The organism is Aeromicrobium ginsengisoli, from assembly GCF_004134905.2.
In the GTDB taxonomy this organism is placed as follows: Bacteria; Actinomycetota; Actinomycetes; order Propionibacteriales; family Nocardioidaceae; genus Aeromicrobium; species Aeromicrobium ginsengisoli.
This window is the reverse complement of the sequence record NZ_SDPQ02000001.1, coordinates 559,581-574,751: the sequence shown is the minus strand read 5'-3', so window position 1 is coordinate 574,751 and position 15,171 is coordinate 559,581. Positions and strand designations below refer to the sequence as shown.

Below are 15,171 nucleotides of genomic sequence, written 5' to 3'. Positions count from 1 at the left end.
GTCCTTTTCGTGAAGGCGCCGCTGTGACCCTGCCCCGCGTTGCGGTGCTGGACTACGGCTCTGGGAACCTGCGATCGGCGGTACGCGCGGTCGAGCGCGCCGGCGCCGAGGCGATCCTCACCAGCGACGCGACCACGGCGGTCGAGGCCGACGGACTGCTCGTGCCCGGAGTCGGTGCGTTCGAGGCCTGCATGCGCGGGCTCGTCGGTGTCGACGGCGTACGCATCGTCGAACGCCGACTGATCGCCAACCGGCCGGTGCTGGGCATCTGCGTCGGCATGCAGATCCTGTTCGGCGAAGGCATCGAGCACGGCGTACGCACGGAGGGGTGTGGCGAGCTGCCCGGCATCGTCGAGCGGCTCCAGGCGCCGATCGTGCCGCACATGGGCTGGAACACCGTGGAGTCCGGCACGGGTTCGCGCATGTTTGCCGGCATCGAGGACGAGCGCTTCTACTTCGTGCACTCCTACGGCGTGCGCGACTGGGTGCTCAGCCAGCCTCCCGCGATGCCGGAACCGGCCGTGACGTGGACCGAGTACGCAGGGGACCGGTTCGTCTCTGCCGCCGAGCACGGGCCGCTGTGGGCGACGCAGTTCCACCCCGAGAAGTCCGGCGACGCCGGCTCCCAGCTGCTTAAGAACTGGCTCGCGACGCTCTGACCTGGACGGTCAGACCGCGTCACGCAGGACCTCGGCGAGCTGCTCGGGCTTGGTGAACTGCGGCCAGTGGCCGGTCGGCAGCTCGATGATCGTGACGTCCTTGATCTTGGGCAGCTCGGAGAAGTAGTCCTCACCCGCGGCGACGTACTGGTCGATCTCGTCGCGGGTGAAGGTCGTGCTGATGAGGGTGATCGGCACGTCGAACCTGGCTTCGTCGGCCAGCACTTGAGGGTCCCGTGCCACGCCGACCGGGAGTGGGATCGCGCGGGCGCGGAAGTCGTCGAGCTGAGCCTCGGTGAAGTCGTTGAGGTCGCGCCCGCCGTCCTCGCGGAACAGCTCCCACGGCGGCAGCGGCACCTCGCCGTTGCCGTTGTCCGGCAGCCCGGCGTTGATGGCTGCGCCGTGCGGCAAGGGGCCGCTGTCGACATAGATCGCCCGCGCGACCTTGTCGGCGCGTTGGTCGACCGCGCCGTGGACCGCGGCGCCGCCGCCGCTGTGACCGACGAGCACGACGGGCTCCTCCGCCTCGTCGACGGCCGCGACGATCGCGGCGACATGGTCCGCCAGTCCGATGCCCGAGCGGTCGGCGTCGACCGACTCGAGTCCGGGCAGCGTGAGGGCGACGACGTCGTGCCCGGCGGCCTCGAGCGCGGGGGCGATGCGGTCCCAGGACCACGCGCCGAGCCAGAATCCGGGAACCAGGATGATCTTCATACCGACCACCGTAGGGGCGGGTGCCGACAGATACGATCGCCTGCGTGACCCTCGAACTCCTCCCCGCCGTCGACGTCGCCGATGGACAGGCCGTGCGCCTCGTCCAGGGTGAGCTCGGCAGCGAGACGACATACGGATCCCCGCTCGACGCCGCCCTGCAGTGGCAGACCGACGGGGCGGAGTGGATCCACCTGGTCGACCTCGACGCCGCGTTCGGCAAGGGTTCCAACCGTGAGCTCCTCGCGGATGTCGTCGACCGGCTCGACGTCAAGGTCGAGCTGTCCGGCGGCATTCGCGACGACGCCTCGCTCGAGGCTGCGCTCGCCACCGGTTGCACGAGGGTCAACCTCGGCACCGCCGCGCTCGAGAACCCGGAGTGGTGCCGCAAGGTCGTCAGCCAGTACGGCGACCAGATCGCGGTCGGCCTCGACGTGCGCGGCACGACGCTCGCAGCGCGCGGCTGGACGCAGGAGGGTGGCGACCTGTTCGAGGTGCTGGAGCGGCTCGAGCGTGACGGCTGTGCCCGCTATGTCCTCACCGACGTCACCAAGGACGGCACGTTGACAGGGCCCAACCTGGACCTGCTGCGTCAGGTGTGCGAGATCACCGACAAGCCCGTGGTCGCGTCGGGTGGCGTGTCGAGCCTCGACGACCTCCGCGCGATCGCCTCGCTGACCGGCGTCGGCGTCGAGGGTGCGATCGTCGGCAAGGCCCTCTACGCCGGTGCATTCACGCTGCCCGAGGCCCTCACCGCTGTCGCCGAGGTCTGAGGCAAGGCTCAGCAGCCGCTGCGCATGAGTTCCGGACGCTTGCCGTTCGTGACCTCGATGAACGAGACCTTCGAGGAGTCCTTGATCGTCGAGACGGTCGCGTCGCCGAACAGGAAGCCGATGTGGTCGTCCCCGACGGTGAGGAACGCGCCGGCCTGGTCGAACCCGGCCTCGCTGACCGGGGAGAGCTCGGGGTAGGCCGCCTTGACGTCTGCAAGCGTGCTGCCGACACCGATCCCTTCCTCGGTCTCGGGCCCGCCCGCCGTGACACCCAGCGCTGCGACGCTGCCGTCCTGGCGGGTCAGCACGTCGACGCCCGTGAACTGCTTCTTCCACTGCAGCGCGAACGTACAGCCCTCGGCCCCGGCGACGTCGGCGTCGAAGAGCCCCGTGGCGAGCGCCTCGTCCTTGGTGATGCCGGCCTTCACCGGTCCGATGGCGCCCGGCCTGACCACCAGGTCGCTGGCGCCGGCCGGCGGCGGGGTCGTCTCTTGCGTGACTGTGGGTGTGGGGGTCGTCTGCTCGACCGTGAAGTCGGTGTCACCGTTCGATGGCTCGCTGCCGCAGGCGGACGTGAACAGGATGAGCACCGCGACGGTGCCGAGCATGCGCTTCATGGAGGTCCTCCGACAGGCCAGGTTGTCTCGACCGTAGTGGTTACGGTCGCCGGTTCGCGGGATTTCCCCGAGGGATGAGACGTCCGTGCCGAGGGATAGGCTCATCCGGTGAGCCTCGCCGTACGTGTCATCCCATGTCTGGACGTCGACAACGGCAGGGTCGTCAAGGGCGTCAACTTCGTCAACCTGCGCGATGCGGGCGATCCCGTCGAGATGGCCAAGGTCTACGACGCCGAAGGCGCCGACGAGCTCACGTTCCTCGACATCACGGCGTCGTCGGACAGTCGCGACACGACGTTCGACGTCGTCGGCCGCACCGCCGACCAGGTCTTCATCCCGCTGACGGTCGGCGGCGGAGTCCGTACGCCCGAGGACGTCGACCGCTTGCTGCGCGCCGGCGCGGACAAGGTCGGCATCAACACCGCCGCGATCGCCCGGCCCGAGGTCATCGCCGAGATCGCCCACCGGTTCGGCAACCAGGTCCTGGTCCTGAGCGTCGACGCACGGCGCAGCAGCGAGCAGCCGAGCGGCTTCGAGGTGACGACGCACGGCGGCCGCACCTCGGCCGGCCTCGACGCCGTCGAGTGGGCGCGCGCCGCCACCGACCTGGGTGCCGGCGAGATCCTGCTCAACTCGATGGACGCCGATGGCACCAAGGACGGCTTCGACCTGGAAATGATTCGGGCGGTCCGTGGCGTTACACAAGTGCCACTCATCGCGAGTGGCGGCGCCGGCCGGCTCGAGCACTTCCCAGCGGCCATCGATGCCGGCGCTGACGCAGTGCTCGCCGCGAGTGTGTTCCACTTCGGCGACATGACCATCGGACAGGTGAAAGAGACGTTGCGAGCAGCAGGACACAGTGTCCGATAGGACGACGGCCGAGCCCGCCTCGGCCGCACCATCCGATGCGGACGAGCGTGACCTCGGCACGACCGATCACACCCATGTGACCGGCCGTGGCTTCGCGCTGCTCGGCCAGGGCATCCGTGAGCAGCGCTTCCTGTTCTCCCTCTCGGTGATCGGCAGCGTCCTCTACGGCGCCATGACGGTCGCCGACGCCTGGGTGCTCGGCTGGGCCACCGACCACGTGATCCGTCCGTCATTCGCCCGTGGCGAGATCGCCAAGGGTGCCCTGGCCGGCGCGATCGCGTTGTTCCTCGCTGTCGCGATCCTGCGCGGGCTCGGCGTCATCGGGCGCCGGCTCATCGGTGGCGTCGTGTTCTACCGGCTGATCGCGGACTACCGCCGCCGGGTCACCCGCAAGTACCTCTCCCTGCCGATGGCGTGGCACCACCGCCATCCCACGGGGCAGCTGCTGTCCAACGCCAACGCCGACGTCGAGGCGACCTGGTCGGTCTTCATGCCGCTGCCGATGGCCGTGGGCGTCATCGCGATGTTGGTCGCCGCGATCGTCGCGATGTTGGCCGCCGACGTGGTGTTGACGATCGTCGGGCTCATCGTCTTCCCGGCGCTGTTCGCGATCAACGTGTTCTACCAGCGCTGGCTCTCGCCCAAGGTGTCGTACGCCCAGTCGCTGCGCGGCGACGTGAGCTCGGTCGCCCACGAGTCGTTCGACGGTGCGCTGGTCGTCAAGTCGCTCGGCCGCGAGGCCGACGAGACCGAGCGGTTCACCAAGGTCACCCACGAGCTGCGCGACGCCAACATCGCCGTCGGCCGCATCCGCAGCATGTTCGACCCGTTGCTCGAGGCGCTGCCCAACCTCGGCATCCTGCTGGTGATCGTGCTCGGTGTCGGGCGCGTCGCCAGTGGCGCCGCCGACCCCGGCGACGTCGTCCAGGTGGCCTATCTCTTCACGGTCGTGGCCTTCCCCGTACGCGCGATCGGCTGGGTCCTCGGCGAGCTGCCGCGCAGCGTGGTCGGCTGGGAGCGGGTGTCGTCGGTGCTGGACGCCGAGGGCTCGATGGCCTACGGCTCACGCACGCTGCCCGGCGGAGGCCCGGTGGCGCTCGACATCGATGGCCTGACGTTCGGCTATGCCGACGGCGACCGTGACGTCCTGCGCGGCATCGACGTCGAGGTCGAGCCCGGCAAGGTCATCGCCGTCGTCGGCGCGACCGGCAGCGGCAAGAGCACCTTGACGTCGCTGTTGACCCGTCTCGTCGACCCGCAGCACGGCGCGATCCGCGTCGACGGGCACGACATCCGTGAGCTCAGTCATGCCGAGCTCGCCAAGGCGATCGCGGTGGTCCCGCAGGCCACGTTCCTGTTCGACGACAGCGTGCGCGAGAACGTCACCCTCGGTGGCGACTTCTCCGACGAGGACGTCTGGGCCGCTCTGCGCACGGTCCAGGCCGACGGGTTCGTCGCCCGCCTCCCGGCCGGCCTCGACGCCGAGCTCGGCGAGCGCGGCACGACGCTGTCCGGCGGGCAGAGGCAGCGCCTTTCGCTGGCCCGAGCTCTCGTACGCCGGCCGCGCCTGCTGGTGATGGACGACGCCACGAGCGCCGTCGATCCCGAGGTCGAGCAGCGCATCCTCAAGGCCCTGGCCGCGCACACCGCCGACGACGACGGCCCGACCGTGCTCGTGGTCGCCTACCGCAAGGCCACGATCGCCCTCGCCGACGAGGTCGTGTTCCTCGACGACGGCGTCATCGCCGACCGGGGCAGCCACGACGAGCTCGTCGCCCGCTCGGCCGACTACCGCAACCTCGTCAATGCCTACGACCACGCTCGGGAGGTGGAGTCATGAGCGAGCGCCAGCGAGTGAATCATGAGACAGCAGTCATGACGCTGCCTCCGTATCGTGGGCTCTTGACGGGGGCAGAGTCATGAGCGAGCGCCAGCGAGTGAATCATGAGGCAGCAGTCATGACGCTGCCTCCGTATTGTGGGCTCTTGACGGGGGCAGAGTCATGAGCGCCCAAGCTCCCGAAGAAGGTCGCCTGACCGGCATCGCGATCCTGCGCCGCGGCCTGGCCCTGTCACCGGCGATCAAGGAGGGTCTCGGGCTCACCCTTGTGCTGGCGATCCTCAGCACGATCGGCGGCTCCGTCATCCCGATCGTCATCAAGCAGACCGTCGACTCGGGCCTCGGCAAGGGCAACGGCACCGAGCTGAGCGACGTCGCGGGCTACCTGTTCGCCGCGCTGGGCATCATCGTCGTCTCGGGCCTGCTGGCCTACTGGATGCGCGTACGCCTGTTCGTCGCGAGCGAGCGCGGCCTGGCCCAGCTCCGCGTCGACGCGTTCCGTCACGTCCACGACCTCTCGATGCTGACCCAGAACGCCGAGCGCCGCGGCGTCCTGGTCTCGCGGGTCACGTCCGACATCGACCAGGTCTCACAGTTCCTGCAGTTCACCGGCATCATGATGGTCGTCAGTCTCGGCCAGATCGTCGTGGCCACGGCGATCATGGCGTGGTTCTCGTGGCAGCTGACGATCGTCGTCTGGGTGTGCTTCCTGCCCCTCGCGATCAGCCTCAAGTACTTCGCCGAGCGGCTCAGCCGGGCCTACGACATCGTGCGCGGCACGGTGGGCGAGATGCTCGCTGTCATCGCGGAGCCAGTCGTCGGCGCGTCGGTCGTCCGCGCTTACGCGATCGAGCGCCGCACGCAGGAGCGGGTCGACGCCGGCATCGGCCGCAACCTCGACGCCAACGTCCGGGCCCAGAAGCTCGTCGCCGTCACGTTCGCCTCCGCGGGCGTTGCCGGTGGCCTCGCCAACGCCGCCGTCATCGCGTTCGGCGTGGCGATCGGGCTGTCCGGGCAGCTGTCGATGGGCACCGTGATCGCGTTCGCCTTCCTCGTCGGCCTGTTCGTCGGTCCGGTCCAGATGGCCACGCAGGTGCTCACCGATGCCCAGAACGCGATCGCCTCGTGGCGCCGCGTGATCGAGCTGCTCGACACTCCCGCCGACGTCGTCGACCCGGGGGCGGCGGGCACGACGCTGCCCGGCGGTGTGCTCGGCGCACGGTTCGAAGGCGTGACGTTCGCCTACCCCGGCGGACCCGACGTGCTCAAGGACATCGACGTCGAGATCGCGCCGCGCCAGCGGGTCGCGATCGTGGGCGAGACCGGATCGGGCAAGACGACGTTCGCCAAGCTGCTCACCCGGCTCATGGACCCGACCGTCGGGGTCGTCCGGCTGGGTGACACCGACATCAGCCAGGTGTCGTTCGACGACCTCCGCCGGCACGTCCTCATGGTCCCGCAGGAGGGCTTCCTGTTCGATGCGACGCTGCGCGACAACCTGCTCTACGGCAAGAAGGACGCCGCCGAGACCGAGCTCCTCGAGGTCTTCGACCGACTGGGCCTGGCCGACTGGTACGCCTCGCTGCCTCGCGGGCTCGACTCGCAGGTCGGCCAGCGCGGCGAGTCGCTGTCGGCGGGGGAGCGCCAGCTCGTCGCCCTCGTACGATCGGCGCTCGCCGATCCGGAGTTCATCGTGCTCGACGAGGCGACCAGCGCGGTCGACCCCCAGACGGAGCTCCGGGCGACGCGCGCCCTCGACCGGCTTCTGGAGGGCCGGTCCAGCGTGACGATCGCGCACCGGTTGTCGACCGCCGAGAACGCCGACCGCGTCCTGGTGTTCGATGCCGGCCGGCTCGTCGAGGACGGCACCCACGCCGAGCTGGTCAGGCTCGGCGGCGTCTACGCCCGGCTGCACGCGAGCTGGGTCGCCCAGGCATCGCTCGCGACGCACCAACCGGTCGTCGACCCCGTGTGAGCGGGCCTGAGACACTGGTGGGCGTGAGCTCCCTCGACCCCGCCATCGCCGAGCGCCTCAAGCGCGACGCCCAAGGCCTCGTGACTGCCGTGATCCAGGACGCCGAGAGCCGCGACGTGCTCATGGTCGGCTGGATGGATGACGAGGCGCTCCACCGCACGTTGACGACCGGGCGCGGCACGTTCTGGAGCCGGAGCCGGCAGACCTACTGGGTCAAGGGGGAGACCTCCGGCAACACCCAGGCCGTGCGCGAGGTCCGGCTCGACTGCGACGGCGACACGCTGCTCGTCCTGGTCGACCAGACCGGTCCGGCCTGCCACACCGGTACGCGCACCTGCTTCGACGCGGACCGGCTGCTGTGAGCTCCCGCCGCCTCTACGGGCCCGTCGTGCTCGGCACGCTCGCGGCCGGTGGGCTGGCGTTCTTCGCGGCGTCCCGCACGTGGGCACACGTCAAGGTCGCGACCGACGGGCTGCCGTCGGACTCGGTCGACGTCACCGGGTCCGACGCACAGCCGCTCGTCTCGGCGCTGGCGTTGGTCGTCGTCGCAGCGGCCCTGGCGGTCCTCGCTTCGTCGCCTCGCGTACGTCGTGTGGTCGGCGGGTTCACGGTGCTGGTCGCTCTCGCGGCAGCGGCCGTCGTGCTGCTCGGCGGCTCGTCGCTCGACAACGCGGTCGAGCACGCCGTCAAGGAGTCGCCCGCCTACACGGGCACGGGCGACCACGACTTCACGACGTCGGCCTGGAAATGGGTCACCGCACTCGCGTTCCTCATCGCGGCCGCATGGGGCGCGATCACGGCTCGACTCGGAGCGACATGGCCGACCATGAGCAGCCGCTACGACGCCCCCGCGGCACGACCCGCGGTCACGGCTCCGCAGTCCGACGCCGAGATGTGGAAGGCATTGGACGAGGGGCGCGATCCCACCCAGTAGTCTGAGCGCAGTTCACGACCACGAGGAGAAACCACCCATGCACGGATCATCGCCCGCCGCCTGGACCGCCGTCCTGCTGTGCCTTGCCGGCATCACGATCGGTGGCGTCGCGCTGATTCCCGATCCGCACTGGCCTTGGTTCATCGTCGGCTGCGTCGTGACGCTCGCTTCGGGCCTGGTCGGCAAGTTCATGGCCGCCGCCGGACTCGGCGTGGACCGCGCCGAGCACGCTGAGCACTGAGGCGTACGCGATGAGCAACGAGCCGCCGGAGTACCCCCGCTACCCCGGGTCCGAGGGGTCGCAGCCTGAGCAGCCCGGTCAGCAGCCGCCCCCGCCCCCTCCGGGATACGGGCAGCAGCCGCCGCCACCCGGATACGGCCAGGCCCCGCCCGCGTACGGGCAGCAGCCGCCGCCCCCTCCGGGATACGGGCAGCAGCCCTACGGGCAGCCGGGTTACGGTCAGCCCGCGTACGGCCAACAGCCCTACGGCTACGCACCGGCGCCGCGGACCAATCAGAAGGCTCTGTGGGGGATGATCCTCGGGATCGTCTCGATCGTGTTCTGCTATCTCGGCCTGATCATCGGTCCGGCCGGCATCATCTTGTCGGTCCTGGGCCGCAAGGACATCAAGCGGAGCAACGGGGCCGAGACGGGTGAGGGCATGGCGACCGCCGGCTTGATCACCGGCATCGTCGGCACCTTGGTCCAGGCGTCGATCATCACCTTGCTCATCCTGTCCGAGGTCTACAACTGGTGACGATCACGCCGAGGGCAGAGATCGAGCGCCGCGTGGCGGCGTCCGGTCTTCGCGCCCCGGCGCTGGTCGGCGCGGCCGGTCTCGGCGCCGCCGTCCTGTTGCACCTCCGCGACCCGCACGACTCGGGGACCTACGGCTACTGCCCGTTCCTGACGCTGACCGGCAAGCCCTGCCCGGGGTGTGGGGGCCTCCGGGCGGTCAACGACCTGACCCGGGGCGACCTGGTCGGAGCTCTCAGCAGCAACCTCCTAGCGGTGGTGCTGGTGGGCGCGCTGGCGGCGGCGTGGGTCCTGTGGGTCGTACGTCGTGTGCGGGGCAAGGTCGACTCGATGATCACCCTCAACCTGCCGGCCGGTCTCGCTCTGATCGCTGTCGTGCTCGTGTTCGGTGTCGTCCGCAACACCCCGTGGGGATCCTGGCTCGCTCCCTGAGGCAGCAGCCCACCAGGACCCCGCGAGGGGTCACACGTTGGGCAGGTCCAGCACGCCCGTGGCGAACAGGATGATCCACAGGACCGAGAGCGCGGTGCCGACGATGCCGAGCACCAGGCCCGCGGTGCCCATGCCGGCACCCTTCTGCGTGCCCTGAGACGCCGCGACCTGACGACGGCCGGGAATCGCCAGGCCGATCGCGACCGGCCCGAAGATCACCCCGCACGCGCCGATCAGACCCAGCACGGCGGCGAGGATGCCGACGATCATCGACCACAACGCCAGCTGGTTCTGCCGTGGCGGTTGACCGTAGTTGCCGTATCCGCCGGGTGCCGGCGGCTGACCGCCGGGCGGGGGCGGGTAGGACCCTTCAGGCGGCTGGGTCGATCCGTAGCTCGGGAGCCCGGTGGTGGATGGAGTGGGTTCGCCGGGGTAGGCGGGTGGCTCGTTCGTCATCCCGCGAGCATAGGGGCGTGAGCCGACGGTGCAAGTCTGCCGGGCTCAATCCCTGAAGTACGGCGACATCAACCACATGAGGATCACGAACGCGATCGTCGTGACTCCGATGGTGAGCCCGATGACCGCGGTCATGTCGCCACCCTCCGTGCCCTTGGAGTCGCGGATCTCGCGGCGAGCGAACACGCCACAGGTCACCGACGGCACGGCGACGGCGAACGCGAGGAACGGGTAGATGAACAGGCACGGGAATGCCACAGCGCCGAAGATCACGCTGTAGACCGCCTTGGGATTGGTGGGAACGCTGGTCCCTCCGTCGCTCACGTCACCCGTCCGTCACGGTGCGACCGGCTGGCCCTGGAAGCGGCGGAACGCGTAGGCCGCGGCGAGCATGGCGATCGGGAAGGCGGCGAGGAGGCCGACGAGGCAGAGCACGGCGCCGCCCAGCAGCACGAGGAGCGCCAGCAGGCCGGTCAGGAGCCCGTTCCCGAAGTTGCGGCCGACGAGGGTGAAGCTGGCACCGATCGACGAGACCGGATCGTGCTTCTTGTCGACGACGAAGAACAGGGTGAAGAAGGCGAAGATCGAGAACACGATGCCTGGCAGGATGCACAGCAGCGTGCCGACCGTCGTGCCGAGGCTGACCAGGAGCCCGGCAACCAGGACGCTGCCGACGTTGAGAGCACCGAAGGCGCGACCGATGTCGAAACGGGCGCCGTCGACGACGTCGAGAGCACCGCGGGTCAGCATCGCGTAGAGAAGGTAGCCGACGGTGCCGGTGATGGTCTGGACGATCAAGGACGCCACGGATGCGCCGAGCTCGAGCTCGAAACCGTCGCTGGTGAACATCGATGGCGAGGGTGCGATGACCTCAGACAGTGCGCCCAACGCGATGGTCCCGGCGATGACGATCAGGGTCGCGAGGATCATCGCCCCGGCATTCTCCTTGAACTTCCGCCAGCCGTAGCCGATCGCCTCAGGTGCGCTGTAGGGCATGCCATAGCCGCCGGGCGCCGGATAGTGGCCGCCACCGGGCGGGGGCGGATAGCCACCCTGCGGCGGCGGATAGCTGCCTGGCGGAGGCGGCGGCGAACCGTATGCCGGCAAGTCGTTGGTGGGCGGGTTGGAATCGCCCGGGTACGGCGGCGGCTCGTTCGTCGTCATGTCGAGAGCATAGTGACACCGCGACTCCGGGGAACCCCTGCGAGACACGAGCCGCGCCGGGGATACTCTTGAGAAGTCCACTGCGAGTGAGGAGGAGGGGTTCCGTGTCCGTACTCGACGAGATTCTGGCCGGCGCCGCCGAAGACCTCCGCGAGCGCATGGACCAGACGTCCCTCGACGATCTCAAGGCGCAAGCCGCTCGTCAGCACGAAGCACTCGACCCGATGCCGGCGTTCCGCGGCGACGGCGTCTCGGTGATCGCCGAGGTCAAGCGCGCGAGCCCCAGCAAGGGCGAGCTTGCCGCGATCAAGGATCCGGCCGCACTGGCCGCCGACTACGCCGCGGGTGGTGCAGCCGCGATCAGCGTGCTCACCGAGCAGCGACGGTTCGGCGGCACGCTGGAGGATCTGCGAACCGTACGCGCCAACGTCGACGTCCCAGTGCTCCGCAAGGACTTCATCACGACCTCCTACCAGCTGTGGGAGGCACGGGCGGCGGGCGCCGACATGGCGCTGCTGATCGTCGCCGCCCTCGAACAGCTCGCCCTCGAGAGCCTCATCGAGCGGGCCCGGTCGATCGGGCTCACACCGCTCGTCGAGGTGCATGACGAGGACGAGGTCGATCGCGCAGTGGACGCCGGTGCCGACCTGATCGGCGTCAACGCCCGCAACCTCAAGACCCTCGAGATCGATCGCGGCACGTTCGAGCGCCTGTCGCCGCGCATCCCCGACGGCGTCGTCAAGGTCGCCGAGTCGGGCGTGCGCGGTCCGCACGACGTCATCGAGTATGCCAAGTTCGGCGCTCACGTGGTCCTGGTCGGCGAGACCCTCGTACGCGGTGACGATCCCCGCGCGAGCGTGGCGGATCTCGTCGCAGCGGGCGCGCACCCCGCCCTGCAGCACCGCTGGTGAAGGCGTCATCGTTCCGACGGTGACGCGCCTTCGCCCTGCCACTTCCACCTCATGAGGACCCATGTACGCACAACCTGACCCGACTGGGCACTTCGGGCGCTTCGGCGGCCGCTTCATGCCCGAAGCACTCATCGCCCCTCTCGACGAGCTCGACCGCGCCTGGACCGACGCCAAGGCCGACCCGGTGTTCGTGGCCGAGCTCGACCGCATGCTGCGGGAGTACGCCAACGTGCCGAGCCCGCTCTACGAGGCGCACCGCTTCTCCGAGGCCGCTGGCGCTCGCATCCTGCTCAAGCGTGAGGACCTCAACCACACCGGTGCCCACAAGATCCGCAACGTGATCGGCCAGGCGCTGCTCGCCAAGCGGATCGGCAAGCCGCGGGCGATCGCCGAGACCGGCGCCGGACAGCACGGCGTGGCGTCGGCGACGGCGTGCGCCTACCTCGACCTCGAGTGCGTCGTCTACATGGGCGAGCTCGACACGCAGCGCCAAGCCCTCAACGTCGCACGCATGAAGATGCTCGGCGCCGAGGTCGTACCCGTCACGACCGGCAGTCGTACGTTGAAGGACGCGATCAACGAGGCGCTGCGCGACTGGGTCGCGAGCGTCGACACGACGTCCTACCTGTTCGGCACCGCCGCCGGTCCGCACCCGTTCCCGAGCATGGTGCGCGACCTGACGCGCGGCATCGGCGACGAGGCGCGCGCCCAGGTCCTCGAGCTCGCGGGCGCGCTGCCCGACGCCGCGGTGGCGTGCGTGGGCGGCGGCTCCAACGCGATCGGCCTGTTCACGGCGTTCATCGACGACGCCGACGTCAGGCTCGTCGGCATCGAGGCCGGCGGTGACGGCGTCGAGACCGGACGGCACGCGGCGACGATCACGGGTGGCGACGTCGGCGTGCTGCACGGTGCCCGCTCGTTCCTGCTGCAGGACGAGGACGGTCAGACGATCGAGTCGCACTCGATCTCCGCAGGCCTCGACTATCCCGGTGTCGGCCCCGAGCACTCGTTCCTCGCCGACACGGGGCGTGCGTCCTACGTGCCCGCGACGGATGCGGCTGCGATGTCGGCGTTCGACCTGCTCTGCAAGACCGAGGGCATCATCCCGGCGATCGAGTCGGCGCACGCGCTGGCCGGTGCTCTGGAGCTGGCCAAGGAGCTGGGGCCGGACTCCACGATCCTGGTCAACCTGTCGGGACGCGGTGACAAGGACGTGCACACCGCCGCGGAGTACTTCGGGCTGATCGACGAGCCTGTCGTGCTCGAGCAGGGGGTCGAGGAATGACCACGATCGACGAGCTCTTTGTGCGTACGCGGGCCGAGAACCGCGCCGCGCTGGTCGGTTACCTGCCCGCCGGCTTCCCGTCCAAGGAGCTGTCGATCAAGGCGATCGAGGCCATGGTCGAAGGCGGGGTCGACCTGGTCGAGGTCGGCCTGCCCTACAGCGATCCGGTGATGGACGGCCCAACGATCCAGGCCGCCGCCGACCAGGCGCTCCGTGCCGGCACGCGTACGACCGATGTCATCGACGTCGTACGCGCCAGTGCCGCGACGGGTGCGCCGACCGTCGTCATGACCTACTGGAACCCGGTCGAGCGCTTCGGCGTCAACCGGTTCGCCGAGGCGCTGGCAGATGCCGGGGGAGCGGGCCTCATCACGCCGGACCTGATCCCCGACGAGGCCGCCGAGTGGATCGCCGCGTCGGAGCAGTATGGACTCGACCGGATCTTCCTGGTCGCCCCGTCGTCGACCGATGCACGCCTCGCCATGACCGCCGACGCGGCGAGCGGATTCGTCTACGCGACCGCGGTCATGGGCGTCACCGGTGCCCGCGAGCAGACCAGCTCGCTCGGCCCCGAGCTCGTTGCGCGTCTGCGCCAGGTGACCGACAAGCCGGTCGGTGTCGGCCTCGGAGTGAGCAACGGCGACCAGGCACGGGAGGTCGCCGCGTTCGCCGATGCGGTGATCGTGGGGTCCGCCCTCGTACGCTGTCTGCTGGATGCCGAGGACGAGTCCGCCGGGCTCGAGGCCATCCGCCGGTTGGCCCAGGACCTGCGCGCCGGCGTCGAGAGGACCCAGATCACGTGAGCGTCGCGTCATTCATCCCCAGCCCGTCTCACGGTGTCTGGGACATCGGGCCGATCCCCCTGCGGGCGTACGCCTTCGGCATCATCATCGGCGCCATCGTCGCGATCATGATCGGCGAGCGCCGGTTCCAGGCACGTGGCGGTCGGCAGGGCCTGATCGGCGACGTCGCGATCTGGGCGATCCCGTTCGGCATCGTCGGCGCGCGGATCTATCACGTGGCCACCGACCCCGAGCTCTACTTCACCGACGGCAAGCACCCGCTCAACGCGTTCAAGATCTGGGAGGGCGGCCTCGGCATCTGGGGCGCCATCGCCGGCGGTGCGCTGGGTGCCTACATCGGGTGCCGGCGCTACGGCGTGTCGTTCTCGTCGGTGGCTGACGCTCTGGCGCCCGGCCTGCTGGTCGCGCAGGCGATCGGCCGCATCGGCAACTACTTCAACCAGGAGCTGTTCGGCAAGCCGACGACGAAGCCCTGGGGCCTCGAGATCGCGGTCGACAAGCGTCCTGAGGGCTACACGCAGTTCGCGACGTTCCACCCCACGTTCCTCTACGAGCTGCTGTGGAACCTCGCCGCGGCCGCCTTGATCATCGCGATCGATCGCAAGCTCAAGCTCACCGGCGGTCGGGCGTTCGCGCTCTACGCGATGCTCTACACCTCCGGGCGCGTGTGGATCGAGGCACTGCGCATCGACGAGGCCAACCACATCGGTCCGTTCCGCCTCAACGTGTGGACCTCGATCATCGTGTTCGCGGTCGCGGCGACGTACTTCATCGCCACCCGCAAGCGGTTTGCTGGTGAATCCGCGATCGAGCCGGCGGCCGACGCCTCTGAGCCCGTCGACGAGCCGAACGACACGGAAGAAGCCCGCTGAGCGTGACGTTTGGGTCACGACTCGCCGTCTGACCCCGACCGAGACGTCACTGCCAGCGGCGCTCCGACATCAGGAAAGCCTGACCTTCGGTGACGGAGGCGCACGGTCGGACG

At 69.6% G+C, this 15,171-nt stretch carries 19 protein-coding genes; 14 read left to right on the top strand and 5 right to left on the bottom strand.

Annotated elements, in window-relative coordinates; all coding sequences use genetic code 11:
* Positions 1–23: 23 nt before the first annotated feature.
* Positions 24–659 (top strand): imidazole glycerol phosphate synthase subunit HisH, encoded by a 636-nt coding sequence (hisH, locus tag ESP70_RS02830; RefSeq protein WP_149687845.1) that lies wholly within the window; start codon positions 24–26, stop codon positions 657–659.
* Between the two features lie 9 nt (positions 660–668).
* On the opposite strand, the gene ESP70_RS02825 is transcribed toward hisH, so the two are convergent.
* Positions 669–1,373: an alpha/beta fold hydrolase gene (locus tag ESP70_RS02825; protein WP_149687844.1), complete on the bottom strand. Its 705-nt coding sequence runs from the start codon at positions 1,371–1,373 to the stop codon at positions 669–671.
* A gap of 44 nt (positions 1,374–1,417) precedes the next feature.
* On the opposite strand from ESP70_RS02825, the gene priA reads away from it, so the two are divergent.
* Positions 1,418–2,143 (top strand): bifunctional 1-(5-phosphoribosyl)-5-((5-phosphoribosylamino)methylideneamino)imidazole-4-carboxamide isomerase/phosphoribosylanthranilate isomerase PriA, encoded by a 726-nt coding sequence (gene priA / locus ESP70_RS02820; RefSeq protein ID WP_149687843.1) that lies wholly within the window; start codon positions 1,418–1,420, stop codon positions 2,141–2,143.
* Positions 2,144–2,151: 8 nt separating this feature from the next.
* Here priA and ESP70_RS02815 read toward each other — a convergent pair whose 3' ends face one another.
* A complete protein-coding gene (locus ESP70_RS02815; protein ID WP_149687842.1) occupies positions 2,152–2,760 on the bottom strand; it encodes a hypothetical protein in 609 nt (202 codons plus the stop codon).
* Positions 2,761–2,868: 108 nt separating this feature from the next.
* Between ESP70_RS02815 and hisF the strand changes: the two genes are divergently transcribed.
* From hisF to ESP70_RS02775, 8 genes are all read left to right on the top strand, one after another.
* The gene (gene hisF, locus ESP70_RS02810; RefSeq protein WP_149687841.1) at positions 2,869–3,630 is read left to right on the top strand and encodes an imidazole glycerol phosphate synthase subunit HisF; all 762 of its coding nucleotides are present in this window, start codon (positions 2,869–2,871) and stop codon (positions 3,628–3,630) included.
* Positions 3,620–5,470: an ABC transporter ATP-binding protein gene (locus ESP70_RS02805; protein ID WP_149687840.1), complete on the top strand. Its 1,851-nt coding sequence runs from the start codon at positions 3,620–3,622 to the stop codon at positions 5,468–5,470. Before hisF ends, ESP70_RS02805 begins: the two co-directional genes overlap by 11 nt.
* 162 nt (positions 5,471–5,632) lie before the next feature.
* The gene (locus ESP70_RS02800; RefSeq protein WP_149687839.1) at positions 5,633–7,444 is read left to right on the top strand and encodes an ABC transporter ATP-binding protein; all 1,812 of its coding nucleotides are present in this window, start codon (positions 5,633–5,635) and stop codon (positions 7,442–7,444) included.
* Positions 7,445–7,467: 23 nt separating this feature from the next.
* The gene (gene hisI, locus ESP70_RS02795) at positions 7,468–7,806 is read left to right on the top strand and encodes a phosphoribosyl-AMP cyclohydrolase (protein ID WP_223148589.1); all 339 of its coding nucleotides are present in this window, start codon (positions 7,468–7,470) and stop codon (positions 7,804–7,806) included.
* Positions 7,803–8,378 carry a Trp biosynthesis-associated membrane protein gene (locus ESP70_RS02790; RefSeq protein ID WP_188110460.1) on the top strand — a complete coding sequence of 192 codons (576 nt, stop codon included), beginning with the start codon at positions 7,803–7,805 and terminating at the stop codon, positions 8,376–8,378. The genes hisI and ESP70_RS02790 overlap by 4 nt, the downstream gene beginning before the upstream one ends.
* A gap of 37 nt (positions 8,379–8,415) precedes the next feature.
* Positions 8,416–8,619: an HGxxPAAW family protein gene (locus tag ESP70_RS02785; RefSeq protein WP_149687837.1), complete on the top strand. Its 204-nt coding sequence runs from the start codon at positions 8,416–8,418 to the stop codon at positions 8,617–8,619.
* 10 nt (positions 8,620–8,629) lie between these two features.
* Entirely contained in the window at positions 8,630–9,136 is a 507-nt protein-coding gene (locus ESP70_RS20365; RefSeq protein WP_149687836.1) for a DUF4190 domain-containing protein, read from the top strand.
* Positions 9,133–9,567 (top strand): DUF2752 domain-containing protein, encoded by a 435-nt coding sequence (locus ESP70_RS02775; protein WP_223148588.1) that lies wholly within the window; start codon positions 9,133–9,135, stop codon positions 9,565–9,567. The genes ESP70_RS20365 and ESP70_RS02775 overlap by 4 nt, the downstream gene beginning before the upstream one ends.
* 30 nt (positions 9,568–9,597) lie before the next feature.
* Here ESP70_RS02775 and ESP70_RS20360 read toward each other — a convergent pair whose 3' ends face one another.
* From ESP70_RS20360 to ESP70_RS02760, 3 genes are read right to left on the bottom strand one after another with little or no spacing between them, the layout of a single operon-like run.
* On the bottom strand, positions 9,598–10,023 hold the full coding sequence (locus ESP70_RS20360) for a DUF4190 domain-containing protein (RefSeq protein WP_149687835.1): 426 nt from the start codon (positions 10,021–10,023) through the stop codon (positions 9,598–9,600).
* Between the two features lie 45 nt (positions 10,024–10,068).
* On the bottom strand, positions 10,069–10,347 hold the full coding sequence (locus ESP70_RS02765; RefSeq protein WP_149687834.1) for a DUF4190 domain-containing protein: 279 nt from the start codon (positions 10,345–10,347) through the stop codon (positions 10,069–10,071).
* A gap of 12 nt (positions 10,348–10,359) precedes the next feature.
* Positions 10,360–11,187, bottom strand: coding sequence for a hypothetical protein (locus ESP70_RS02760; protein ID WP_149687833.1), 828 nt, complete (start codon positions 11,185–11,187; stop codon positions 10,360–10,362).
* A 104-nt stretch (positions 11,188–11,291) separates the two neighbouring features.
* On the opposite strand from ESP70_RS02760, the gene trpC reads away from it, so the two are divergent.
* The 4 genes from trpC to lgt all read left to right on the top strand — a co-directional run bounded on the left by trpC (position 11,292) and on the right by lgt (position 15,058).
* On the top strand, positions 11,292–12,098 hold the full coding sequence (gene trpC, locus ESP70_RS02755) for an indole-3-glycerol phosphate synthase TrpC (RefSeq protein ID WP_149687832.1): 807 nt from the start codon (positions 11,292–11,294) through the stop codon (positions 12,096–12,098).
* 61 nt (positions 12,099–12,159) lie between these two features.
* Complete coding sequence (trpB, locus tag ESP70_RS02750) at positions 12,160–13,383, top strand: tryptophan synthase subunit beta (protein ID WP_149687831.1); 1,224 nt, start codon at positions 12,160–12,162, stop codon at positions 13,381–13,383.
* A complete protein-coding gene (gene trpA / locus ESP70_RS02745) occupies positions 13,380–14,186 on the top strand; it encodes a tryptophan synthase subunit alpha (protein ID WP_149687830.1) in 807 nt (268 codons plus the stop codon). Before trpB ends, trpA begins: the two co-directional genes overlap by 4 nt.
* Complete coding sequence (lgt, locus tag ESP70_RS02740; protein ID WP_149687829.1) at positions 14,183–15,058, top strand: prolipoprotein diacylglyceryl transferase; 876 nt, start codon at positions 14,183–14,185, stop codon at positions 15,056–15,058. Before trpA ends, lgt begins: the two co-directional genes overlap by 4 nt.
* Positions 15,059–15,171 lie beyond the last annotated feature (113 nt).